Origin of the sequence: Dorea sp. 210702-DFI.3.17, from assembly GCF_020560825.1 — a bacterium.
GTDB classification, from domain to species: Bacteria; Bacillota; Clostridia; order Lachnospirales; family Lachnospiraceae; genus Dorea; species Dorea formicigenerans.
Map to the genome: position 1 here is coordinate 1 of NZ_JAJCNB010000035.1, position 23,758 is coordinate 23,758.

At 40.4% G+C, this 23,758-nt stretch carries 24 protein-coding genes and 1 pseudogene; 7 read left to right on the forward strand and 18 right to left on the reverse strand.

Features of this window, described 5'->3' with window-relative positions:
* The first annotated feature begins 397 nt into the window (after positions 1-397).
* From LI149_RS12745 to panD, 5 genes are all read left to right on the forward strand, one after another.
* Positions 398-1,069 (forward strand): helix-turn-helix domain-containing protein, encoded by a 672-nt coding sequence (locus LI149_RS12745; protein WP_004847061.1) that lies wholly within the window; start codon positions 398-400, stop codon positions 1,067-1,069.
* A 377-nt stretch (positions 1,070-1,446) separates the two neighbouring features.
* Positions 1,447-2,403, forward strand: coding sequence for a Rossmann-like and DUF2520 domain-containing protein (locus tag LI149_RS12750; RefSeq protein WP_227086737.1), 957 nt, complete (start codon positions 1,447-1,449; stop codon positions 2,401-2,403).
* Positions 2,378-3,205, forward strand: a complete 828-nt coding sequence (gene panB / locus LI149_RS12755) for a 3-methyl-2-oxobutanoate hydroxymethyltransferase (protein ID WP_004847068.1) — start codon at positions 2,378-2,380, stop codon at positions 3,203-3,205. The genes LI149_RS12750 and panB overlap by 26 nt, the downstream gene beginning before the upstream one ends.
* Positions 3,206-3,216: 11 nt before the next feature.
* Positions 3,217-4,062: a pantoate--beta-alanine ligase gene (panC, locus tag LI149_RS12760; RefSeq protein WP_004847070.1), complete on the forward strand. Its 846-nt coding sequence runs from the start codon at positions 3,217-3,219 to the stop codon at positions 4,060-4,062.
* A 13-nt stretch (positions 4,063-4,075) separates the two neighbouring features.
* A complete protein-coding gene (panD, locus tag LI149_RS12765) occupies positions 4,076-4,456 on the forward strand; it encodes an aspartate 1-decarboxylase (RefSeq protein ID WP_004847071.1) in 381 nt (126 codons plus the stop codon).
* Positions 4,457-5,313: 857 nt separating this feature from the next.
* On the opposite strand, the gene LI149_RS12770 is transcribed toward panD, so the two are convergent.
* The 16 genes from LI149_RS12770 to LI149_RS12845 all read right to left on the reverse strand — a co-directional run bounded on the left by LI149_RS12770 (position 5,314) and on the right by LI149_RS12845 (position 20,274).
* A complete protein-coding gene (locus LI149_RS12770) occupies positions 5,314-5,676 on the reverse strand; it encodes a molecular chaperone Hsp90 (protein WP_168932794.1) in 363 nt (120 codons plus the stop codon).
* A 21-nt stretch (positions 5,677-5,697) separates the two neighbouring features.
* On the reverse strand, positions 5,698-6,759 hold the full coding sequence (locus tag LI149_RS12775) for a glycosyltransferase (protein WP_173786481.1): 1,062 nt from the start codon (positions 6,757-6,759) through the stop codon (positions 5,698-5,700).
* A gap of 64 nt (positions 6,760-6,823) precedes the next feature.
* On the reverse strand, positions 6,824-7,429 hold the full coding sequence (locus LI149_RS12780; RefSeq protein ID WP_331464070.1) for a TVP38/TMEM64 family protein: 606 nt from the start codon (positions 7,427-7,429) through the stop codon (positions 6,824-6,826).
* Positions 7,413-8,591 (reverse strand): glycosyltransferase family 4 protein, encoded by a 1,179-nt coding sequence (locus tag LI149_RS12785; RefSeq protein ID WP_227143442.1) that lies wholly within the window; start codon positions 8,589-8,591, stop codon positions 7,413-7,415. The genes LI149_RS12780 and LI149_RS12785 overlap by 17 nt, the downstream gene beginning before the upstream one ends.
* A gap of 195 nt (positions 8,592-8,786) precedes the next feature.
* Positions 8,787-9,044 carry a heavy-metal-associated domain-containing protein gene (locus LI149_RS12790; protein WP_022278458.1) on the reverse strand — a complete coding sequence of 86 codons (258 nt, stop codon included), beginning with the start codon at positions 9,042-9,044 and terminating at the stop codon, positions 8,787-8,789.
* 345 nt (positions 9,045-9,389) lie between these two features.
* Complete coding sequence (locus LI149_RS12795) at positions 9,390-9,776, reverse strand: PBECR2 nuclease fold domain-containing protein (protein ID WP_330421658.1); 387 nt, start codon at positions 9,774-9,776, stop codon at positions 9,390-9,392.
* A gap of 39 nt (positions 9,777-9,815) precedes the next feature.
* A complete protein-coding gene (gene thrC, locus LI149_RS12800) occupies positions 9,816-11,303 on the reverse strand; it encodes a threonine synthase (protein ID WP_227143443.1) in 1,488 nt (495 codons plus the stop codon).
* Positions 11,304-11,350: 47 nt separating this feature from the next.
* Positions 11,351-11,845, reverse strand: coding sequence for a 3-isopropylmalate dehydratase small subunit (gene leuD / locus LI149_RS12805; protein WP_117494098.1), 495 nt, complete (start codon positions 11,843-11,845; stop codon positions 11,351-11,353).
* Complete coding sequence (leuC, locus tag LI149_RS12810; protein ID WP_005334219.1) at positions 11,845-13,122, reverse strand: 3-isopropylmalate dehydratase large subunit; 1,278 nt, start codon at positions 13,120-13,122, stop codon at positions 11,845-11,847. Before leuC ends, leuD begins: the two co-directional genes overlap by 1 nt.
* Before the next feature lie 24 nt (positions 13,123-13,146).
* Positions 13,147-14,733 (reverse strand): isopeptide-forming domain-containing fimbrial protein, encoded by a 1,587-nt coding sequence (locus tag LI149_RS12815; protein WP_227143444.1) that lies wholly within the window; start codon positions 14,731-14,733, stop codon positions 13,147-13,149.
* Positions 14,734-14,941: 208 nt separating this feature from the next.
* Positions 14,942-15,562, reverse strand: coding sequence for a peptidase C39 (locus LI149_RS12820; RefSeq protein WP_227143445.1), 621 nt, complete (start codon positions 15,560-15,562; stop codon positions 14,942-14,944).
* A 90-nt stretch (positions 15,563-15,652) separates the two neighbouring features.
* Positions 15,653-16,099 (reverse strand): Rrf2 family transcriptional regulator, encoded by a 447-nt coding sequence (locus LI149_RS12825; RefSeq protein WP_005338662.1) that lies wholly within the window; start codon positions 16,097-16,099, stop codon positions 15,653-15,655.
* Between the two features lie 87 nt (positions 16,100-16,186).
* Entirely contained in the window at positions 16,187-17,119 is a 933-nt protein-coding gene (gene cysK, locus LI149_RS12830; RefSeq protein ID WP_117613057.1) for a cysteine synthase A, read from the reverse strand.
* Positions 17,120-17,316: 197 nt separating this feature from the next.
* The gene (gene pdxT / locus LI149_RS12835) at positions 17,317-17,871 is read right to left on the reverse strand and encodes a pyridoxal 5'-phosphate synthase glutaminase subunit PdxT (RefSeq protein WP_173786485.1); all 555 of its coding nucleotides are present in this window, start codon (positions 17,869-17,871) and stop codon (positions 17,317-17,319) included.
* A 1-nt stretch (position 17,872) separates the two neighbouring features.
* Positions 17,873-18,748, reverse strand: a complete 876-nt coding sequence (gene pdxS / locus LI149_RS12840; RefSeq protein WP_005338657.1) for a pyridoxal 5'-phosphate synthase lyase subunit PdxS — start codon at positions 18,746-18,748, stop codon at positions 17,873-17,875.
* Between the two features lie 563 nt (positions 18,749-19,311).
* On the reverse strand, positions 19,312-20,274 hold the full coding sequence (locus tag LI149_RS12845; protein ID WP_173786415.1) for a putative ABC transporter permease: 963 nt from the start codon (positions 20,272-20,274) through the stop codon (positions 19,312-19,314).
* Between the two features lie 125 nt (positions 20,275-20,399).
* Between LI149_RS12845 and LI149_RS12850 the strand changes: the two genes are divergently transcribed.
* Both LI149_RS12850 and feoB read left to right on the forward strand, forming a co-directional pair.
* On the forward strand, positions 20,400-20,627 hold the full coding sequence (locus LI149_RS12850) for a FeoA domain-containing protein (RefSeq protein WP_005334231.1): 228 nt from the start codon (positions 20,400-20,402) through the stop codon (positions 20,625-20,627).
* Positions 20,627-22,672, forward strand: coding sequence for a ferrous iron transport protein B (gene feoB, locus LI149_RS12855; RefSeq protein ID WP_117606442.1), 2,046 nt, complete (start codon positions 20,627-20,629; stop codon positions 22,670-22,672). Before LI149_RS12850 ends, feoB begins: the two co-directional genes overlap by 1 nt.
* 81 nt (positions 22,673-22,753) lie before the next feature.
* Here feoB and LI149_RS12860 read toward each other — a convergent pair whose 3' ends face one another.
* Both LI149_RS12860 and LI149_RS12865 read right to left on the reverse strand, forming a co-directional pair.
* Positions 22,754-23,569 (reverse strand): PHP domain-containing protein, encoded by an 816-nt coding sequence (locus LI149_RS12860; protein WP_005334233.1) that lies wholly within the window; start codon positions 23,567-23,569, stop codon positions 22,754-22,756.
* A 4-nt stretch (positions 23,570-23,573) separates the two neighbouring features.
* A pseudogene (locus tag LI149_RS12865) lies at positions 23,574-23,758 on the reverse strand (hypothetical protein); the annotation flags it as partial.

Below are 23,758 nucleotides of genomic sequence, written 5' to 3' on the forward strand. Positions count from 1 at the left end.
ACAGTTTCTAGGTACTATGACATGTATGCGCAGGGCGGTGTTACATATACGCCCTTTACGAGCGCCTAAAGGCGTTCCCTTTCTTCCTGTGTCTGTTCCGTTCTTAACGCTCACGAGCCTTGAGAGGCTCGTGGCTAAACGAAACAGCCCCAGTCAGAAACCCTATTTTTAGTCTGATAGTCCATGCTCATTCATGCTATCAAAGTGAAAACATCTCTTATATATGCTTACTCAAGTGTGTGATTGACCCTAGCGTGCTTAATCACTCTGTCTGATAAGATAATAACGCCACTAGAATTACTTGTCAAGAAGTTTCGATTGACTTTTCGATATATATTAAGTATGATATGCTTATAAATGACAATAAAAGCAACGAAAGGAGCGGTTATACTAAGTTATGGAGTATTATGAAAAGAAAATCAGTTTCTTAGGAGAAAACATACAAATCATAAGAAAACACAGGGGAATGAAACAACAGGAACTTGCCAATAAAATCGGTATCAATATGCAGAGCCTTTCCAAGATTGAACGAGGTGTGAATTATCCTACCTTTGATACATTGGAAAAGATAATGGACGTGCTGGGAGTAACACCGAATGAATTATTGTCGGGGGAATGGAAATATATTGACCACACCGAGCCATATATCATGGACGTTATCAAACGAGAACAGGATTTTAATGTTTCCTTAGATTATTTGTCTGAAAATGAATTTTTCAATGACGAAAAAGAATGTAGATTTTACATGGAAACTACATTGATTAGATACATTAGCAATTATCTTTCTAGTGAGGTAGTAGAGTTGGAAGAACTTATGGAAATCAAGCAGTTGATACAGCGTCAGAAATTGGAACGCATGATGAAAGTACATAAGGAAATGCGAGGGTTAGACCGATACAGAGAACAGCCCAAAGAGTATAAATATCACGACCCTTATGATGATTGGATATTCCGTCAGCTTGCAGATATAGACAACAGAAACAACATTCCCAACACTTCGCCACAATTAGATTTTAATGAAACGGACTATGAAGATTATCTAAAAGAGAAATGGAATAGAGGACTTTAATTTTCCTCTTGCATGAAAGATACAGCAAACAAAAAGCCCAATCAAGAGTGCAAAGCACCACCAATGGTGGTAAGGCTCTTTACAGGGTTCTTTCTTTTCTGTGGTGGGTAATCAAGCGAAAAATGAAGAAGTGTTTTGTCATGCTTTATATTTTTATCCCGACTTTGATAATTCAGATTGTGAAAATGATTAAATACAGAAAAGCTAAATAACACGATTTATATTAGCATCACTTTAATGATAAATTAGTTAGAGTGGTGCCTTATTTTTTTCTCTGTACAATCACTTAAATAGGTGCTATAGTAATGGGTAGATAGTATTCGAACAGAAACTATACCACATATTTTTTATTTTTAAACCATGAGGATTATATCAGTTTGAACGAGACCTCATCCATGCAGATTTTCATGATTGTCACTTCCCAGAAAGGAGTGATCGATATGAGAGCAGGATTTATCGGAGCGGGGAAAGTAGGATTTTCCCTTGGAAAATACCTGAAGGAAAACGGCGTAGAGATTACGGGTTACTTCAGCAAATCACCGGAATCAGCTAAATCAGCAGCAGATTTTACTAACACAAAACTATATAAGAGTATAGAGGATATCTTAAGTGACAGTGATACCCTGTTTATTACTGTGCCTGATGGACAGATAAGCAAAGTATGGGATTATATGAAGAATCTGGATATTAAAAATAAAAATATTTGTCATTGCAGCGGTTCGATTTCATCAACCGTTTTTTTTGATGGTGAAAACCTCGGTGCAAATATCTATTCGGTACATCCCCTATATGCAATAAGTGATAAGTGCGAATCATGGAAACACTTGAATAAGGCTTATTTTACTGTGGAGGGTTCGGCAGAGAATCTAGATGAGATTAAGAGTATCTTTGAGCGAGCAGGAAATAAGGTAATCGCAATGGGAGCGGAAAATAAATCTCTTTACCACTGCGGTGCAGTAGTTGTAAGCAATCTCGTAAACGGACTTTTTCAAGTGGGGGCTGAAATGCTTGTAAAATGCGGCTTTGATAAAAAAGATGCAAAGAAAGCCTTAGTGCCTTTGTTTACTGGAAATGCCGACACATTGGCAGAAAAAGGAGTTGCGGCTGCCCTCACAGGTCCTGTTGAGCGAAATGATTTGTCGACTATCACAAAACACATTGAAGCTATTAAGGCAGCATGGATAAACGAGTCTGAGGAAAAGGTGGGATATGAGATGATATATCTTTTGCTTTCAGAAAAGCTTCTCAGTATTGCACAGGAAAAACATTTAGACAGTGACTATTTGAAGATGACGGAGGTAATTAAAAATGAAAAACACAGTATCCACTTTTAAAGAACAGAAGGTTAAGGGCGATAAGATTACAATGCTGACAGCCTATGACTATTCGACAGCTAAATTGATGGATCAGTCAGGTATTAACGGTATTCTCGTTGGAGATTCTCTTGGCATGGTTATGCTCGGATACGAAAATACTTTGCCGGTAACAATGGAAGATATGATTCACCATACAAGAGCAGTTACAAGAGGTGCCAAAGATGCCTTAGTAGTTGGAGATATGCCGTTTATGTCATATCAAGTTTCAGTTGAAGAGGCCATGTATAACGCAGGAAGACTTATGAAAGAAGGAAGATGTCAAGCAGTAAAGCTAGAAGGTGGAGCCTCTGTTTGTCCACAGATTAAAGCTATTACAGCTGCTTCAATTCCTGTTATGGCACATATTGGACTTACACCTCAGTCAGTGAACGTTTTTGGAGGCTTTAAAGTTCAGGGAAAAAGTGAAGAGGGAGCAAAGAAACTCATTGAAGAGGCAAAAGCTGTTGAAGAAGCAGGAGCATTTGCGATTGTTTTGGAATGCGTACCTGCAAAATTAGCGGAAATTATTTCTGAAAGCATTAATATTCCTACAATAGGAATAGGTGCAGGATCTGGCTGCGATGGACAGATTCTCGTTTATCAGGACATGCTTGGAATGGTCTCTGACTTTACACCTAAATTCGTAAAACAATTCGCAAAGGTAGGAGATGTAATGAAAGAAGCCTTTGCTGCATATATAGAAGAAACTAAACAGGGAAGCTTTCCAGCACCTGAACACACATTTAAAATTTCAGAAGATGTAATTAACAAGTTATATTAGGAGATAGAACGATGAAAATAGTAAAAACCGTAGATGAAGTGAGAGTTATAGTCAAAGAATGGAAGAAAGAAGGTCTTACAGTAGGTCTTGTTCCTACTATGGGATTTTTGCACGAAGGACATAAGAGTTTAATTACAAGGGCTGTTTCAGAAAACGATAGAGTTGTTGTCAGTGATTTTGTAAATCCGACTCAATTTGGAGTAGGGGAAGATTTGGAAAGCTATCCGAGGGATTTGGAAAGGGATACTATGCTATGTGAGGAGGCAGGTGCTAATTTAATATTTAATCCTGAGCCGGAAAATATGTATTTTGACGATTTTTCAACATATGTAAACATAGAAAGTCTTTCAGAGGAACTTTGTGGAAAATCACGACCAATACATTTCAGGGGTGTAGGCACAGTAGTATCTAAACTTTTTAATATTGTAAATCCCGACAGAGCTTACTTTGGTCAAAAGGATGCACAGCAGCTTGCGATTATAAAAAGAATGGTTAGAGATTTGAACTTTGATATCGAAATTGTGGGCTGCCCTATAGTTAGAGAAGAGGATGGTCTTGCAAAGAGTTCAAGAAATACATATCTAAGCAAAGATGAGAGAAAGGCGGCACTAATTTTAAGCAAAGCAGTTAAGCTCGGAGAAGATATGGCAAAAGCAGGAGAAAAAGATACAGATAAAATTGTATCAGAAATGATTAAGCTTATTGAAACTGAGCCTATGGCGAAAATAGATTATGTTCAGGCTGTAGACGCTGTTTCAGTTAAACCGGTCAAGGAGATGACAGCACCAGTACTAGTTGCCATGGCAGTTTATATCGGCAAAACCAGATTGATTGACAACTTTATTTACGAAGGTTAAACGGGGGTTAAATATGACATTTGAAATGTTAAAGGGGAAGATACACAGAGCTACAGTAGTTCAAGCAGAACTTGATTATGTAGGAAGCATCACTGTAGACGAAGACTTACTTGACAGTGCTGGAATTTTGGAGTATGAAAAGGTAAGTATCGTAGATATAAATAATGGGAACAGATTTGAGACATACACAATTGCAGGAGAAAGAGGCAGCGGAATGATATGTCTCAATGGAGCTGCTGCAAGATGTGTTCAGACAGGTGATAAGATAATCATAATGTGCTATGCACAGATGACTCCAGAAGAGGTAAAGAAAAATCCACCTAAAGTAGTATTTGTAGATGAGGATAACAAAATATCAAGAGTCGCAAGATACGAAAAACATGGTAAGCTATAAGACATGTAATTTGCAAATAAAAAAGGGAATTTCGGTAATTAAAAAATGTAAAAGGTGAAGAATATGTCATCTGCCCTCGTTGTGAGCAAGAAGTTTATAAAGAAGTAATAATTTATCCATTTTGTAACTTTGGCATAATGGCATGGCTTGAAGGAGAAAATGATGAAAATAGCAAACCAGTGAAAGATAAATCTAAGTAAAATCTCAGCTTAACAATTTAATATCTATATTTACAAAGCAGTTGGTCTTATGATTGACTGCTTTTAAAAAAGACACCGTTTAGGTGTGAGGTCTTTTTAGTGTTATTTATAGTCATATCAAGGCTCGTTTAATTATGGTAAATTCGTGGTAAAATGAGTGCTTTTCTATACTTCAAAATATTTGAAAGTATAGTGTTTATACGGATAATCAAAAATTAGATATAAAATTTAGAGAAAATTCCTTCATTCATTTCATCAATCTGATTCCATGGTCGACATGTGAAGTCCAATGCCTTCTCATGTCCGAGATGCATATCTGATGTAAACCAAATCATTTCTTTTCTCACTTTCTAATTTCTTTTATAGTTTTTTATTTCTTTTCATCTTTATAGAACTTTGAATGTCCTTGTCATTTTCATAATGCTCTTCTTTTGAATCTTTATCACTGTTTGTTTATCTGGATTATAAAAATTTTTAGACAAATTTTGTCTGATTTTGGCCCATAAGACTCTTTTTAATCCATTCCCAGGGAAAAATAATTTCTCTTTCCCTCAGTCATTAGTTTCGGTTTGTAAAGTTGTTTTTTCTGTTTGTCATAATAAAAGGCCTCCCATGATTCATTTTATCATAGAAGGCCTTTATATTTTACATAATTCTCTATCCCAGCAGTTCCTCTTTTTTACTGAGGATTGCTTCTACTGCTGCGCATGCCGGGCAGTCACAGTATTTTGCTCCTGCTGCCTTGATCTCTCTTCCGTGCTCTGCTACACCTTTGGCTTTTTCCGCTCCGCCGAATACTTTTGCTCCTGCATCGGACTCTGCAAATGCGATGAGTCCATCAATTGGAATAATATCTTCTTCCATCTCAGCGATGAATTTCTTTGTCTCTTCTGCCTGCTTGTCCGTTCCCACTGCTGCAATCCACGCCTGGGCTGCTTCTTTTGCCTCTGCACTACAGCTCGGTGCTGCAATCAGCTCTTTAGCTTTTGTTACAACATACTCTAAAGTTTCTTTTGACATAACAAATACTTCCTTTCCTGATTATGCTTCCTGCTTCCACACACTTCTATGCAGAAGACCCTTATAAGTTGATTGTAGCACATTCACCCCAGACAGTCGATAGACAACTTTTAATCTTTCACCAGCACTTCGAATGCTTCTTTGTTCTGCAAGTTCTCTTGCATTTCTCTTTAATTCTTCTTGCTTTTCCTTGAAAATATGCATCAAATTATGCTTATATTCTTCCAGATTATGTACTTTATATGCCTGCATTTGATTTTGAATCCATCCTTTATATACAGGGATATCCCGCAGGACTACCGGCACTTCACAGGCAAGTGCCTCCAGCACTACTATCCCTTCCGTCTCTTCATAGCTGAAGAATGCAAATGCGTCGGCTCCGCAGTAGGCGTTCCGAAGTTCTTCTGCTTCCACATATCCGGCAAAGATTACATTTTCACTTTTCTTTTTTACTGCTTCTTTTACTTCTTGTGTCACCAGGCTGTCATTTCCGCCTCCAAACCAGATAAAGGTTGTTTCCGGCATCATCTTTGCCAGCTTTAGGAAATCCAGAATACCTTTTCTCTTAATCAGATGCCCTGCTGACACAACCACTTTACGATTCATTGAAATTTTATATTTCTCATGAAGCTCCTGCTTTTCTTTCTCTTTATTTCTGGATTGGAAAAATTCCGTATCTACTCCATTGGAAACAGCATAGATTTTCTTTTGGATTCCATAGCTTTTCAAAAGACCTTTGGAATACTCTGTCGGTGTAATGACAATATCTCCAAGACCGTAACAGAAGCAAATCCATTTCTTAAAAAGAGGTGCGAAACGGTTGGAACCGATAAAAGAGTTCCGGAAGTCCTCCATCGTTGAATGTCCATAATAGACGACTTTCTTACCTTGCATTTTTGCCAGACAGGCTGCCAGCACGGAATCCGGAAATACCGTATTAATGTGTACAATATCCGCCTCTTTCCAGCTTTTTGCTTCTTCAATATCTGCCTGCTTCAACATATTCTTCTGGTGTTTGATTGCACTGCCCACACCACTTTTTGCAACAATTCCAAAACCACCTTCGTATATATATGTCTTCATAATTTCACCCCCCATTCTTAATCTTTCTTCAAGGTGTAACATTTTACCTTCTACCGATAACACATTAGACTGAGAATATCATCCGAAATGCTGTCGTAAGTCCCAGACTGTAAAGTGCAATGGAACATGGTTTTCCAAGCAAAATGACAAGTGAGAACTGCTTCCATGTCATCTTCGTCGTTCCTGCCAGATAACATAAGAAGTCATCTGGTGCTACCGGAAAAAAGATTGCCAGTGTAAATAATTTTAAGAACCGGCTGTCTTTTTCTGTCCAGGAATCATATTTCTGAATCAATTTTTCCGAAAACATCTTATGTAAAACCGGACGTCCCATCATTCTGGATATTCCAAATGCTGCCAATGAACCAATACAGATTCCTATATAATTATATACGAATCCAAGCCATGGCCCGAAGAAAATCACTCCTCCCAGGCAGCTGATTCCTCCTGGAAGAATCGGAATGACTACCTGGACAATCTGAATCAGTACAAAAATTGCCATTCCTCCATATCCGAACTTAGCAATAAATGCCTGTAATGTATCCACAGAATCCAGAATGCCATTTTTATATGCCCAAAATGCAAGTGCTACACAAATCAATAACCCGGCAAGTGAGACCAGATTCCATATTTTCGCCATTTGATTTCTATCATTAAGCTGCATAGACATTCCGTCTTTTTCTTTCTTCCAGCGCTGCCAGGTAAACCCTCTCCACCCGCTTCGCAAAGCTCTCTTTGGAAAACTGATCTGCTGTCCGAACTGCTGTATTGCGCATTCTCCTCTTTTCATCTTCACTGAACTCCTTCCATTTCTGTATACACTCAAGGTACATAGACTCATTTTCATACTGCCAGCCATTCTTTCCTTCCATAACTACCTCTTTCAGGCAGTCATCTTTTCTACATAAAAGCGGTACTCCACCAGCCAGCGCCTCATCATATGTCATACCCTGTGTTTCGCTTGTTGATGCGCTGACGAAAAGATCTCCAATCTGATAATATCTGGCGACTTCATCTGGCGACACCATTCCTGTAAAGATTACACTATCTGTTACTTGATATTCTTTTGCCTTTTCTTCCAGTGTAGTTCTATATGGCCCGTCTCCTACTAAGACAAGTTTTATATTGTTTTGTACACTTTTTTGATACCAAAGCAACTCTTCAATGTTCTTTTCTTTTGCCATTCTCCCAACATAAACGAAAACAATCTCCTCTTCCTTTATGCCATATCGTTCCCGAAGCGCCTCTCTGCTTCCGTCGTCAATTCGTCTTCTATATTTTTCTGTATCAATTCCAGACGGTACAACACTGACCGGACAGCTTACCCGGTAGCCTTCCAGAATCCGTTCTATCTTTCCACTTGGTGCGATCATGGCATCCACCTGATCTGATAATTTTCTTGTCATCATCTGTACCAGGCTCCTGCCCCATGCTTTCTGTGGTGAGAAATAATGTGTGTAATCCTCGTATACAGTATGGTATGTGTGAATGATTGGAATATCTAATTCTCCTGCAATTCTTTTTGCCAGAAAAAATGTCGAGAATTCACACTGGGAATGAATCAGATCCGGCTTCCATGCAAGCAACTCTTCCATATATTCTCTCGCCACAACCGGAATCTTCACCCTTGCCTGTGGATATATCTTTCCCATACCCACAGATCCGGCATAGATTACATTTCCTTCTTTATAAGAATGACAGTTTCTGGATAAGGTCAAGACCTTCACTTCGTGTCCGCGACTCTCCAGTTGCTCTGTCAAGTTTAATACCGATGTCACAACTCCATTTATCACTGGTTTATACCAATCTGTTGTAATTAATATCTTCATCATTCATTACCTCGTCTTTCTCTACTCCTCTTCCTTACTACTATAGATTACAACAAGGTTCTTAATATAAACGCATAAGGTTCTAAAGAATTCTTAAAGATTTACAAAATAAATTCTTTCGACATCGAATAAAAAAAAATCCCTGCAAAGCTTTTACACTTCACAGGGAATCGCATTCTTTCTATAACAGATACTATCTTACTTCTTTCCAAAATGAAAGAATCCTTTCTTCTCATATGGCTCTGTATGAACATCTACCAGTTCATAACCGATTTCTTTAATCTCTTTTTTCAGGAACGGGATATCCAAGTTTTCCTCACTGATCACAACTGTCTCACCATCTTTTACTGAAGAAGTAACCTTTTTTACCTGAAAATTCTTACGCACCAGATCATTCATATGCGCTTCACACATGCCACACATCATACCATTTACTTTTAATACCGTCTTTATCATAATCTGCCTCCTGCTTCTATATCTGTCTTTGAATTAAATTAATATGTAACTCTTTCTTACACATTCACCTTATACCCCTATATGGTATAAGTCAAGTATGTGGTTTGCAATTTCTGACTGCTGAAACTTTTTTATCAATAACGCAAATAACCTCTCCAAGCTTTCATGTCAGCTTCGGAGAGGTTTTATACTGAGTAACTATTTTTTTACTAAGAAGCTACTTGGCAGGCGTACCATTCTCCTGCGTCTCTCGGGTTTCCCCTGTCAAGCTCTCGGCGTGTGGACGGGTACGAATTCCTCCACCTCAAGTAACTTCTTATTTATTGTATTCTTATCATAGCATTTTTATTCTCTTTTGTAAAGAATTGTCTTATTTTTTAATAAACGTTTCCACTCTTTCTCGTTTATTTTCATAAATGTAATGATAGAATTTTTATATTGAGGATTGTCTGTAGATGTATTCAAGCGTACAACTACTTTAAACACTTTATTATTCACTGCTATAATTTCTTTTAAAACTAAAGCAGTATTAGACTTATTAGTTTCTATAAGATAATCCGGATGTTCCACTATTTCTTTCATTGCATCATAATAGCATTCGTAATCATTAGGATGCCTTTCCCTTATATGCTGTATTCTTTCATCTGTGATAATTACTTCATCCGTTACAATATCTTTCGTTATACAGCTATATATTTTTCTATCTATTTTACCTATAGTTCTAATATTTATCTTCCTTTAGCTCCATCCTCTTACAAAATTTATTTTCTTCTATACGTTCAGAATCCCTTTTACGGTCTCTTTCATCTTATCTGCATCACATTCCAGATCATGAAGTACTTTTGCATCCAGAATATCTTTAATTGCCTGTGGCATCGGAACACCGGATACTTCCTGCAGTTTTGGAAGAAGATCAAATTCATCTGCATTTGCATTCTCTGCATCGATAGCGCTCATCACACTCTTTACGAATTTGTATGGGCTTGCTGTAGATGCAATGACACATTTTGTCTGATCACCACTCTTAGCACGATACTGTCCGCATACATGAGCTGCAACTGCTGTATGTGTATCCATGACATATCCTGTCTTCTGATAAGTATCATGAATACTTTCTGCCGTCTCTTCTTCTGTAGAATATCCGGCAGCAAAATCAGCTAGTTTTTCTTTCATTTCCGGTGTAATTGTATACTTTCCGGTTGTCTTAAGCTCTTCCATCAGCTCTTTTGTCTTCTCTGAATCTTCACCACAGATGAGATAGATCAAACGCTCCAGGTTGCTGGAAATCAGAATATCCATAGAAGGAGATGTAGTTAATACAAACTCGCGGTTCTTATCATACGTTCCTGTCTGGAAGAAATCATACAATACTTTATTATCATTAGAAGCACAGATAAGCTTTGCAATCGGTACTCCCAGATTCTTTGCATAGTATGCTGCAAGAATATTTCCAAAGTTACCTGTCGGTACGACTACATTAATCTTTTCGCCGTCTTTAATCTCTCCATTTGCAAGCAGTTTTGTATATGCATATACATAGTATGCAACCTGTGGCACAAGACGTCCGATATTGATGGAGTTTGCTGATGAGAACTGGTATCCCTTATCAGCCAGTTCTTTTGCAAGTTCCTGATCTTCGAACATCTGCTTTACTCCACTCTGGGCATTATCAAAGTTTCCATGAATTGCAACTACATCTACATTTGCCCCTTTCTGGGTTCTCATCTGGAGTTCCTGTACTTTGCTGACACCATTCTTTGGATAAAATACGATAATCCTTGTTCCTTCTACATCCGCGAATCCTGCCATAGCAGCTTTTCCTGTATCTCCGGATGTGGCAGTCAGAATTACAATCTCATTCTTCACCTGATTCTTCTTTGCAGATGTTGTCATCAGATGTGGCAGGATAGAAAGTGCCATATCTTTAAATGCAATCGTTGCTCCATGGAACAGTTCCAGATAATAAGTATCTTCTACTTTTACAAGTGGAGCAATTGCCTCATCATCAAACTTGCTGTCATATGCTTTTTCAATACAATTCCTTAACTCTTCTTCTGTAAAATCTGTAAGGAAACACTTCATAACTTCATAAGCAGTATCCTGATAGTTCAGATCCTTCAGTTCTTCCATAGACTTTCCAAGTACCGGAAGCTTCTCCGGCACAAAAAGCCCTCCGTCCGGAGCAAGTCCTTTTAAAATTGCCTCCGATGCAGTCACTTTCAAATTAGAATTTCTTGTACTTTTATAATATAAATCCATCTGTTCCACCCTTCTATGATCCTGTAATTCTCTGCCTGGCATCACTTTTATTTTGCTTTTTTACTATTTGTATATTTTACAAGTCCGCCTGCTGCAATCAGTTTCTGCATGAATTCCGGGAATGGCTGTCCCTTAAATTCCGTTCCTTTTGTACGATTATAGATCATACCATTATCAAAATCAACTTCCACTTCGTCTCCGGCTTCAATTCCTTTCGCAGCCTCTGGACATTCGATGATCGGAAGTCCGATATTGATTGCATTTCTATAGAAGATTCTGGCAAATGTCTCTGCTATAACACAGCTTACTCCTGCTGTTTTCAGACACAGTGGCGCATGCTCTCTGGAGGATCCACATCCAAAGTTCTTATTTGCCACGATCAGATCTCCCGGCTGTACCTTATTTACAAATTCCGGATCAATATCTGCCATTGCATGGCTTGCAAGTTCCTGTGCATCAAAAGAATTCAGGTATCTTGCCGGAATGATTACGTCTGTATCTACGTTGTCTCCATATTTAAATACATGTCCTTTTGCTTTCATTATTCAACGACCTCCACTTTCTCAGGATTTGCGATGCATCCTGCAATTGCACTTGCTGCTGCTACTTCCGGTGATGCAAGATAGATCAGGGAATCTACATGTCCCATTCTTCCTACAAAGTTACGGTTCGTTGTCGATACACACTTTTCTCCTGCTGCCATAACACCCATATGTCCACCCATACATGGTCCGCAGCTCGGTGTATTCACTGCACATCCTGCATCTACGAAAATATCCATCAGTCCTTCGTGGATACACTGTTTGTAAATCTTCTGAGTAGCCGGAATTACCATAACACGTACATCTTCGTGTACTTTATGACCTTTGAGAATTGCTGCTGCCTTTCTCATGTCTTCCATACGTCCATTCGTACAGGATCCAATAACAACCTGATCGATCTTGATCGGCTCCATAGCCTCGATCTCATCGATCGTTTTTGCGTTTCCAGGAAGATGTGGGAATGCAACGGTTGGACGGACTTCTGCAAGATCGATCTCAACGACCTGCTCATATTCAGCGTCCTCATCGGCTTCATAGACTGTATATTCTTTCTTTGTATGCTCATTCAGATACTGGATTGTCTTGTCGTCTACCGGGAAGATTCCGTTCTTTGCACCTGCCTCGATTGCCATGTTCGCCATTGTAAAACGATCGTCCATAGACAGATTGGCAATTCCGTCTCCGGTAAATTCCATAGATTTGTAAAGGGCACCGTCTACACCAATCTTTCCAATGATGTGAATGATAATATCTTTACCACTTACATACTTGCCCGGTTTTCCAGTTAATACGAATTTGATTGCAGCCGGCACTTTGAACCACAGCTCTCCCATAGCCATTCCTGTTGCGATATCTGTTGTACCCACACCTGTTGAAAATGCTCCAAGTGCTCCATATGTACAGGTATGTGAGTCTGCTCCGATAATCAGTTCGCCGGCTGCAACAACTCCTGCCTCCGGAAGGATTGCATGCTCTACTCCGGATTTTCCCTGTTCAAAATACCAGTGCAGTCCCTGTGCTTTTGCAAACTCACGGATTGCTTTTGAATTCTCTGCGGATTTGATATCTTTGTTCGGTGTAAAATGATCTGGTACAAATACTACTTTATTCTTATCGAATACAGTGTCGGACATCTGCTTTAAAATCGGCAGTGCCATCGGTCCTGTAATATCATTTGCCATTACTACGTCTAATTTTGCTTCTATTAACTGTCCGGCTTCTACATGATCCAGTCCAGCATGCGCAGCTAATATTTTCTGCGTCATTGTCATTCCCATCACGACAACCTCCTGTTCTTTCCATTAGTGCTTTTTATGATGTTTCTTAGCTTTTCGCCATGCGTTCATTGTACCACACAGCACAATCACGGTGCAAGAAAGAATCAGTATCAGGATAATTCCTGTTATATTTGCTACATCTCCCGTTTTCACAGTTGATGCTTTTAATGATTTCGCCGATGTAACTGCCTGTGTAACAGGTATCTGCGGTTCTTCTACTTTCGGTTCTTCCACTTTCAGCTCCTCCACTTTTGGCTCCTCCGGTGTCGGTTCTTCCACTTTCGGCTCTCCCGGCTCAGGTTTTGGTTCTTCTTCTACTTTCACAGTCTCTCTGTCTTTAACTTCTTCTGCATTTTCAGAACACACAACTACTTCATTTTCAATCTCTTTTCCAATTACGCTCTCGTCAGTAATTGCAACCTGATATTCTACCGTGTACTTCTGACCGCTTTCCGGTCCCTCCAGGAATTCACCTGCACGAATTGTGTAAGAATTCCCCTGCACTGTAATCTTTGCGTCAGGAATTTTCTCACCGTTTTCATTTAACAATATCACTGAATTTTTCTGAAGTTTTACTCCTTCTGTAAGAATCGTATCCGTGATCACCACATTTTTTGCAATGGCTTTTTCAATCTGCTGAGTCACATCCAGCGTGTATGTAATAATATCCCCTAATTTATAAGTTTTACCGGACTTATCTGCATTTTTTTCTACCTGAAGCTCCGGCTTATCCAGCCATTTTACCTGCAATTCGATTGGTGATGATATAATCTGCTGCATAGAAGCTGTCCCAATATCCTGACTTCCATTTCCGGTCTTGACCAGAAGAATTTTCCACGATTTTGCAATTTCTCCCCTGATTTCACCACTGCTCCAAGTCGTTCCATTTCCATATGCAACATCTGCCCTTAAGTAAAATGTGTCTCCTCCCGATACTTTGACATTTCCACTTCCACTCGTGCCTCTCGTCTCATTAACAAGCATGACTCCATCAGGAAGCGGAACGGTGATACTATTTGCCGTATCCCCTACAAGACGAATACTTTGGGTCCTCTGACATTTCTGTTCCCGGTCATAATAGGCCGTCAGCCCATTTTCAGAAAATGCCAGCTCTGCATCTGGTATATCCGGAAGATTTTTTACATAATCCGCATACATGACTACCGCACTGGCAATGTCTGCATTCAGGCCTTTAAACGCCGCACTGTTCTGATCGCAGCCGTCATAAATGTATGATAATACACAATGGGTCAGACAATATGCATTAGCATCTTCACCCCAGCCTCCGGTCAGTGAACTTTTGATATATTGCTCATATCCCGGTCCACCGTACATGTAATACATTGCTTTACTAAGATGTGACTTCGGATCCAATTCTGATGCGCTATATGCACCATTCTCCGGTGATTTCATATCTGGCTCCAGACAAAATGCCAGATTACCATCCACGTAATAATAATGGGTCGAATATCCCATATACCTGATTGCATCCCCTTTTACAAGGGATACTTCCTTTGCTTCTGCATTCACTGCCGGCAAAATGAGTAACAAAAAGAACACCCCTACTGCCAAAATGAACTTACGGGCAAAATAAACTCCTTTTTTCTCCATATGCAATTCTCCTCTTAATGATCAATGAATCTGTTGTTTATGGGTTACAAAAAAGACCTCCCTTCACCTGTTTTCTCGTTTTGGAAATCTGGGAAGAAATAAATTCCCTTCGTTGGGGATACACCCCATGATATGTTACTGAAAATTAGAATTTCTTAGACGAGTGCTATTATCATAGCCAGAATGCTATGATTTGTCAATAGCACTTTTAAATAAAATATTCGATGGTTTTCTCAGACGTAAGCTCTGTGTTCTTATTAAAAAGGATGATTGCCTCCCGCCCCTGATAAGGCCCCAGAGAATAGACATTTAACGCAATTTTATTAAAATATTTCCACGGCACAATGCGATTATAGCGCGTCGGACAATTTTCGACAATCTGTATGTCATCAAGACCATATCCTTCCTGATCATAATACGGATCAAACATGTAGACATGTTCCCCCTCTTCGCCTGTAAGAAGAACATAGTGCCACTCATCAGAAAACAGACGCAGCACAACAGCGCCTCCTCTTCTGAGAGCGTCATTAACATAGCTTTCATTTCCAAGATACACTTCTTTTCCGTACAGATAACGGCTTTTTACAGGGAGAATCCCAAGATTCCCCATGCTGTTCAGCCAGTTCGACAGAAACATCATGGCAGCGCAGGACGTTCCACTCTTTCCGGGAACTCCTTCACTGCTATAGCAGTCCAGACAATATAGCATAATGTTGCGCAAGACTTCCGGTGGAATTTCCTCTCGTTCGAATAAAAAACTGATGGCATTCTGCATAGATGTCGGTCCGCAGTCATATTCTGAAAACTGATAATGTAATGGATTTTTCATGCCTGTCTCCTTTAGAAAAACTGACGGATACCTTTCGCATTCACCATGAATAAAAAACTAATCTGTTGCATAAGAAACAAATTTCAATCTTTAGATATAATACATATCCTGTCCATAGTCTACATATGTCTGGTACTCTTTTTCCAGATCATAAAGTGTAATGCCTGTCAATATCTTCTCCAGTTCGTAATTCACTTTGTCTATGACCAGTTTTTGTATTGCCTCCGGTGCTGCTTTATAGTCACAGTCTTCCGGCACATCTTCAGCCTCGATTCTATAATCACCTTCCAGGGCTTCGATCACCTCTGAAATTGTAATCTGTTCTGCAGGTTTATTTAAAAAGTATCCGCCCTGGGATCCTTTTATACTCTTGACAATTCCTGCTTTTCTAAGGCTCGCAAATACCTGTTCCAGATACTGCGGAGAGATATTATTTCTCTCCGCGATGCCCCCCAATGCTACCTGCTCATTTTTAGAATTTACTGAAAGATCAATTAATGCCCGCAGGCCATATCTGCTCTTCATCGAAAGTTTCATAATCTTCTCTCCTCTAGTTTAACGTATCAGACAGCCGGCTTTTGCCCGCTGTCCTACGTCAATATCTATTCACTCTCTTTTTTAATCTTACTCAGCGAACAGAGGGGTTGAATAATATCTGTCTCCGTTATCCGGAAGTAATGCTACAATAGTTTTACCTTTATTTTCCGGACGTTTTGCATAATCAATTGCTGCCCAGAGAGCTGCTCCTGATGAAATACCTACCAGAACTCCTTCGTGTTTTGCAAGAAGTTTTCCTGTAGCAAATGCATCGTCATTCTCAACTGTAATTATCTCATCATATACTTTTGTATTCAGTACATCTGGAACGAATCCTGCTCCGATTCCCTGGATCTTGTGTGCTCCACTCTTACCTTCTGAAAGTACCGGTGATGTTGCAGGCTCAAGTGCTACAATTTTAACATCTGGTTTCTTTTCTTTCAGATACTCTCCAACTCCTGTCAATGTTCCACCTGTACCAACTCCTGCGATAAAGATATCCACATCTCCGTCTGTATCATTCCAGATCTCCGGTCCTGTTGTAGCTCTGTGTGCTGCTGGGTTTGCCGGGTTCACAAACTGTCCCGGAATAAAACTGTTCGGAATTTCTTTTGCAAGTTCATCTGCTTTTGCGATGGCACCTTTCATTCCTTTTGCCCCTTCTGTCAGCACAATCTCTGCTCCATACGCTTTCAGAATATTTCTTCTCTCAACACTCATAGTCTCAGGCATTGTCAGGATAATTCTGTATCCCTTAGCCGCTGCGATTGCCGCAAGACCGATTCCGGTATTACCAGATGTAGGCTCGATGATCACAGATCCTTCCTTCAAAAGTCCTTTTTCCTCCGCGTCTTCAATCATGCCTTTTGCAATTCTGTCCTTCACACTTCCGGCCGGATTAAAATACTCAAGCTTTACAAGTACTCTTGCTTCCAGTCCTAATTCTTTTTCAATATTCTTAACCTCAACCAGTGGTGTATTTCCAATTAAGTCAATTGTTCCGTTGTAAATCTTTGCCATGATATCTTCCTACCTTTCCTATCAATGTAGTGTGTATTCGTCGTTGGTATTAATATAGCACCACATTTCAAACTTGTCAACTATGTTTTGTATGTTTTATCACAAGTTAATTATAACAAAAAGAAGGATCTTAGGGTTTTATAATAAACCCTTGGTCCTTCTTTTTTCGAGACTATTCTTTTTTTACATATATTTTTTTACATATTCAAAAAATATTCGTGTATTCTCGTATCCCCGTCCAGTTCCGGGTGAAATGCTGTCACGAGCTGTCGTCCCTGTCTGGCAGCCGCAATTTTACCATCTACTTCTGCCAGAATCTCAACACCTTCCCTTGCCTGGGCAATATATGGTGCCCGGATAAATGTCATCGGCACCTGACCAAGTCCATCAAACTCTGCATCTGTATGAAAGCTTCCAAGCTGTCTTCCATATGCATTACGCTTTGCCGTAATATTCATAGTACCAAAACACGGAACTCCTGCTTCCACTTCATCTGCCAGAAGGATCAGTCCCGCACAGGTTCCAAAAACTGGCAGACCTGACAGGATTTTCTCTTTTAAAGCATCGTAAATGTCAAGTTCCAGTAACAGTTTTCTCATCACCGTACTCTCACCGCCCGGAAGAATCAGTGCATCGAACGGTCTGTCCAGATCTTTTTTCTGACGGATTTCAAAATAATCTGCTCCAAGTTTCTTAAGCATCTGTTCATGTTCCAGAAATGCTCCCTGAAGTGCCAGTACTGCTACGGTCATCTTATTTGCCCCTCTCTGCCATCAGAAGTTCAATCTCTTGCTCATTGATTCCGACCATTGCCTCACCAAGATCTGTGGAAAGTTCTGCGATCAGTTTTGCATCTGTATAATTAGTTACTGCTTTTACAATTGCTGCGGCACGTTTTGCAGGATCACCAGATTTGAAAATTCCAGATCCTACGAACACTCCTTCTGCTCCAAGCTGCATCATCAGTGCTGCGTCTGCCGGAGTTGCAACTCCTCCTGCTGCAAAGTTTACAACCGGAAGCTTTCCATTCTCATGAACATATTCTACCAGTTCAACCGGAACCTGAAGCTGCTTTGCCGCCTCAAAGAGCTCGTCCTCTCTTAAGCTCTGAATTCTGCGGATTTCAGCATTCATCACACGCATATGGCGGACAGCCTGTACAACGTCTCCTGTTCCCGGCTCACCCTTTGTACGGATCATAGAAGCTCCCTCAGCAATTCTTCGAAGTGCCTCTCCAAGATCTCTTGCCCCACATACGAATGGCACTTTAAAGTCTCTCTTGTTGATGTGATATACATCATCTGCAGGTGAAAGGACTTCACTCTCATCGATATAGTCAATCTCAATTGCTTCCAGAATCTGTGCCTCCACAAAATGTCCGATTCTGCATTTTGCCATGACCGGAATTGATACGGCCTCCTGGATTCCGCGGATCATCTTCGGATCACTCATGCGGGATACCCCGCCTGCTGCACGAATATCTGCAGGAATTCTCTCCAGCGCCATAACTGCACAAGCACCTGCTGCCTCTGCGATTTTTGCCTGCTCCGGTGTTGTTACGTCCATGATAACGCCGCCTTTTAACATCTGCGCTAACTGCTTGTTTAATTCATATCTATTCTCTGCCATAGTTTTTCACCTTTCTCTTCATCCGATTTTTTATTTTTATATTCAAGAATGCCTCGGCATTCTTGCTGCGAGGTGCGCGTCATGCAATTGCATGACATACTTCTACTGCGCACCTCTGCAATCCTGCCGGAGGCTATATCAGCTGGGGGATTGACTCCCACCACTGATACCAGCTTGTTTCTCACCACCTATAAAGGTGGGAGTCACCTTCCAGCTGATATTTTTTCTCTGTGTTACGTAACTATGATACATATCATACTGCAAACTGGTATTTATTAAATATCCAGTTTTTACATTTTGTAGCAAGCCAGTTTTAAACTTATCACAACACAATCATAAAAAGATTCAAAAGATACCTTCTGAGATTGCTTACAATTACCAAGGTCGGAAGACTACTCGGACTTTGACTCGCCACTAACGAAAAAAAGAACAGATCCATCGACCTGTTCTTCCTCAACCTGATTATTTCTTCGCTATTAACTCAATTTCTATTAATGCATCTCCGCAAAGTCCTGTCACACCAACTGTTGTCCTAGTTGGATATGGTGCTGAACCTTGTACTACTATTTTTTTCTCTTCATCTTTTCTTTCAATCTCAGCTTCTCACGTAACTCGTTAAATGTCTCCTTATACTGTCTAGATTCCATACGTGGGAATGCCTTCATCAGACGTCTGGACACGGCTCCGTCCTGACCTGACAGCTCTTCGTACTTCTTGCGAAGTTCTTCACTTCTTGCCTGAAGCTGCTGCCTTGCTTCGTCTGCGGTTCCGCCAATCCTTGTACGCCCCTCACTAAGCTTACGTCGGCTGCCTTCCGTTGCTGCTTCCAGTTTCCTGCGGCCTTCTTCTGTCGCAGCTTCTAGCTTCTTGCGGCTCTCTGCTGTTGCTGCTTCCAGTTTCTTGCGTCTTTCTTCTGTTGCCTCCATCGTATCCATCATACCTTCATGGATATTTTCACCAAGCTTATCCGAAATCTCATGCAGCTCTGCGGCAATCTTCGCCATAGCTTCCAACTGATGATTCAGTTTCAGGATTCCGGCCGCAGTCACATACAGATCAACAAAAATACAGATTTCCAGTACTGCGAGCATTATAAGCCCTAATGTATGTGGAATAAATGTCAATATTTTATGAATGACCGGATGAATCACACGGACGATCAGTACACATGCTACTCCCCACACAAGGGAAAATATCAGGCAAACATATCCACCGATATTCAGCAGCTGATTTGTATAATCCCACCATTTATGATGAAAAATCTTATCCATCAGATATCCGGTAAGCCCTTCCAGGACTGTCACCAACACTGTGGACAACACATACAGCAAAATCAAATTGTCCTTATACGGTGTCAGGAAATAGACGACTACCGTCACACCGACTCCATAAATCGGACAGATCGGACCATTCAGGAAACCTCTGTTCACGAACTTTCTCTGCTTTGTTGTCGCATATGCAACTTCTGTGCACCAGCCCAGAAAACCATACACGAAAAAGCATAACATCAAGTAATAAATCTGCATAAAATCCCCCTTTTATGTTTATGAAATCCAGTATACTTCACATTGAAGTTTTCGTCAATTGATGATATAGTTAGTGGAGTAACCGATAAATAATTCTCATTTACAATTTATAAAAAGGACAAAAGATGACTTTAAAGCAAGGCAAAAATAACAAAACTTATCAGGTTCTTTCTATCAACATTGAGCTTCTTCTTGAGAGACGTCTAGAAGCGCTTGGATTGACAGAAGGCGCCAAAATCACAATATTGAACAACAATAAAAAAGGTGCTCTTACCGCCAGATTTCGTGGCACACGATTTGCACTTGGCAAAAGAATCGCAGACCACATCGAAGTGAAGGAGGTCACAGAATAATGGAAAAAATCATTAATGTAGGCTTCATCGGTAATCCAAATTGCGGCAAGACAACCCTCTTTAACGCTTACACCGGTGCAAATCTAAAGGTAGCTAACTGGCCCGGTGTCACAGTGGAAAAGAAAGAAGGCTTCACGACCTATGAAGATCAGAAGTTCCGTCTCATTGACCTTCCGGGAATCTACAGTCTGACTTCTTATACAATGGAAGAGACTGTATCTCGAGAATGTATCATGAGTGATGAAGTTGATGTCATTGTAGATGTCATTGACGCTTCCAGTCTGGAACGTAATCTCTATCTGGCCCTTCAACTGATCGAACTCGGAAAACCCGTTGTACTGGCTCTGAACATGATGGATATTGTAGAGAGCCGCGGCATGGAAATTGACTTGCACCGCCTCCCGGAAATGCTTGGAATTCCAGCAATCCCTGTATCAGCACGAAAAAAGACAGGACTTTCCATTCTGCTGCATGCCGTTTCCCATCACAGTGAATATGCCAGCCAGGGACCTTTTATTCATCATCACAAAGGAATGCATTCTGAACACCGGCATAATCATCACTCAGAATATGCCATGGTCTATTCCGACCTTATAGAAGATAAAATCGATGCACTGATTACTTTGATCACCGCAACTTATCCGGAAATGGATAATATGCGTTGGCACGCCATCAAATATCTGGAAATGGATAAAAATATTCTGGATCAATATCCACTTGCCGGAATGGAACAAATTGTAGACAGAAGCTATGAAAAGGATATTATCAATCAAAAATATGACTTTATCGAAGAAATTATTGATGAAGTACTTGTCAACAAAGCTCAGAAGGCAGCCTCTACAGAAAGAATTGATAAGTACCTGACCGGGAAATGGCTTGGTCTTCCGATTTTCCTTCTGATCATGGCATTTGTATTCTTCCTCACATTTACTGTAGGAGACTGGATGAAAGGATATTTTGAGATTGCTCTTGAAGTATTCTCAAATCTCGTATCAAATGGTCTTGCTGCTGTCCACACAAGTCCGATGTTGACTTCGTTGATCGTAGACGGCATCATTTCAGGAGTTGGCGGAATTCTGACATTTCTACCAAACATTTTCATTCTCTTCCTGGCCCTTGCGCTTTTGGAAGACAGTGGATACATGTCACGAGTTGCATTTGTCATGGACGATATTATGAGCAGTCTCGGATTATCCGGAAGAGCATTCCTTCCATTGTTGCTCGGATTCGGCTGTACCGTACCTGCAGTCATGGCTTCCCGGGCACTTGAAAATAAAAGAGACCGTTTTAAGACTATCCTGATTACACCATTTATGTCGTGCAGTGCAAGACTTCCGATCTATGTCTTATTTTCCTCTATGTTCTTTGGAAAATATGCCATGATCGTCTGCTATTCCATGTATCTGCTCGGCATCATTATCGCAATTACAACAGCATTTATCCTGTCCAAAATCGACGGAAGCAAAGCGACACATGCCTTGTTGATCGAATTGCCGGAATATAAAACTCCAAGTGCCCATACGATTGCGATTTATGTATGGCAGAAGATAAAAGATTATCTTACAAAAGCTGGAACTGTTATATTTATCGCATCCATCTTAATGTGGGCAATCTTAAACTTTGGTCCTCATGGATATGTAACAGATATTTCTGAAAGCTTTGGTTCTGTCATTGGACGCCTGATCGTACCGGTCTTTCAACCGGTCGGACTCGGATATTGGCAGATTATTGTAGCTTTGATCGCTGGTATTGCCGCAAAAGAAGTTGTTGTCTCCAGCTGCAGCGTACTCTTCGGAATTCAAAATATTACGACTGCCCACGGAATGACCGCAATGGTGGCTTCTCTTGGTGCCATTGGTTTTGGCCCGGCAAATGCTTATGCACTTATGACATTTTGTCTGTTATATGTACCATGCACAGCAACCATTGCAACGATTCATCGTGAGTTGCAAAGCTGGAAATCCACTGGTTTTATCCTGCTCTATCAGCTGTGTACTGCCTGGATTATAAGTTTTGTAGTTTATCATATCGCAAGTTTGTTCTAAGCTCTTATAAGGGCGCACTAAAAAAGAAGTATTCTGACTTTGAGTAAAATCTCATTTATCAGAATACTTCTTTTTTATTTATTACATATATTTCAACTCAATCGGATCAATCGGATCGACAGGATTCTCAATCTTTCCATTCAGCATACGTTTTCTCTTACGCATGATTGTACCGGCCTTATTATAAAACCAGAAAGAATATGTCAGAATCTTATCCGCCTTTCCCATCTTGTCTTTTGTCGTCTTTCCATACAGACTGCCGCCGGTCTCAATCACTGAAGATTTTGACCTGATCAGTGCGATCAGCTCTGTCTCACATGTCACTCGCTCTGGCAGAATGGTATACCCCATACCTACACAATTAGGTCGGTGTGCGTCACTGCCACCGATTCCCGGTTTCTTATATTTCTGTGCAAGCTTAAGGGCTCTCGCATTAGACTCTGCTGATTCACATGCATTAAATACTTCAATAAAGTCAAACCGCTTAAATAACTCTGGTGATTTGTAATAACGCTTTGTGTTCGTAAAACTTAAATATTTACCCCCGCATGGATGTGCCGGCCCCAGAATTCCTCCGTGCTTATGCACAAAATCAATCAATACTGCAACCGGAAGACCTCGGAGTTCCAAAAGTCTCATCTTCACGCCTTCTGGCATAATGCATAAAATATGTCCCCCGTCACAAGTATCATACTCAATTCCTTTTAAGACTACAAAATCATCATGTACTTTTCCCTTCATCTGGTATTTCCAGTGTCGGTATCCTTTATACGTATCATGATCTGTAATCAGCATTCCGTCAAATCCACGTTCTTTTAAAAGTGTAATGTACTCGTCCAGGCTCACCTTGCTGTCAATGGACCCTTCCTTTACATGACAATGCATGTCCAGTTTCATAAGCCTATTCCTCGCTCTCCTCGTCAGATGGAATATCGTCTAAATCCAAATCCCTGATCTCGATATCCTCTGACTCATCATCTGAAAAATCCTCATCTTCATCCAGATATCCTTCCGGCTCTTCTGCCTCTTCCTCATCCAGATATCCTTCCGGCTCTTCTGCCTCTTCCTCATCCAGATATCCTTCCG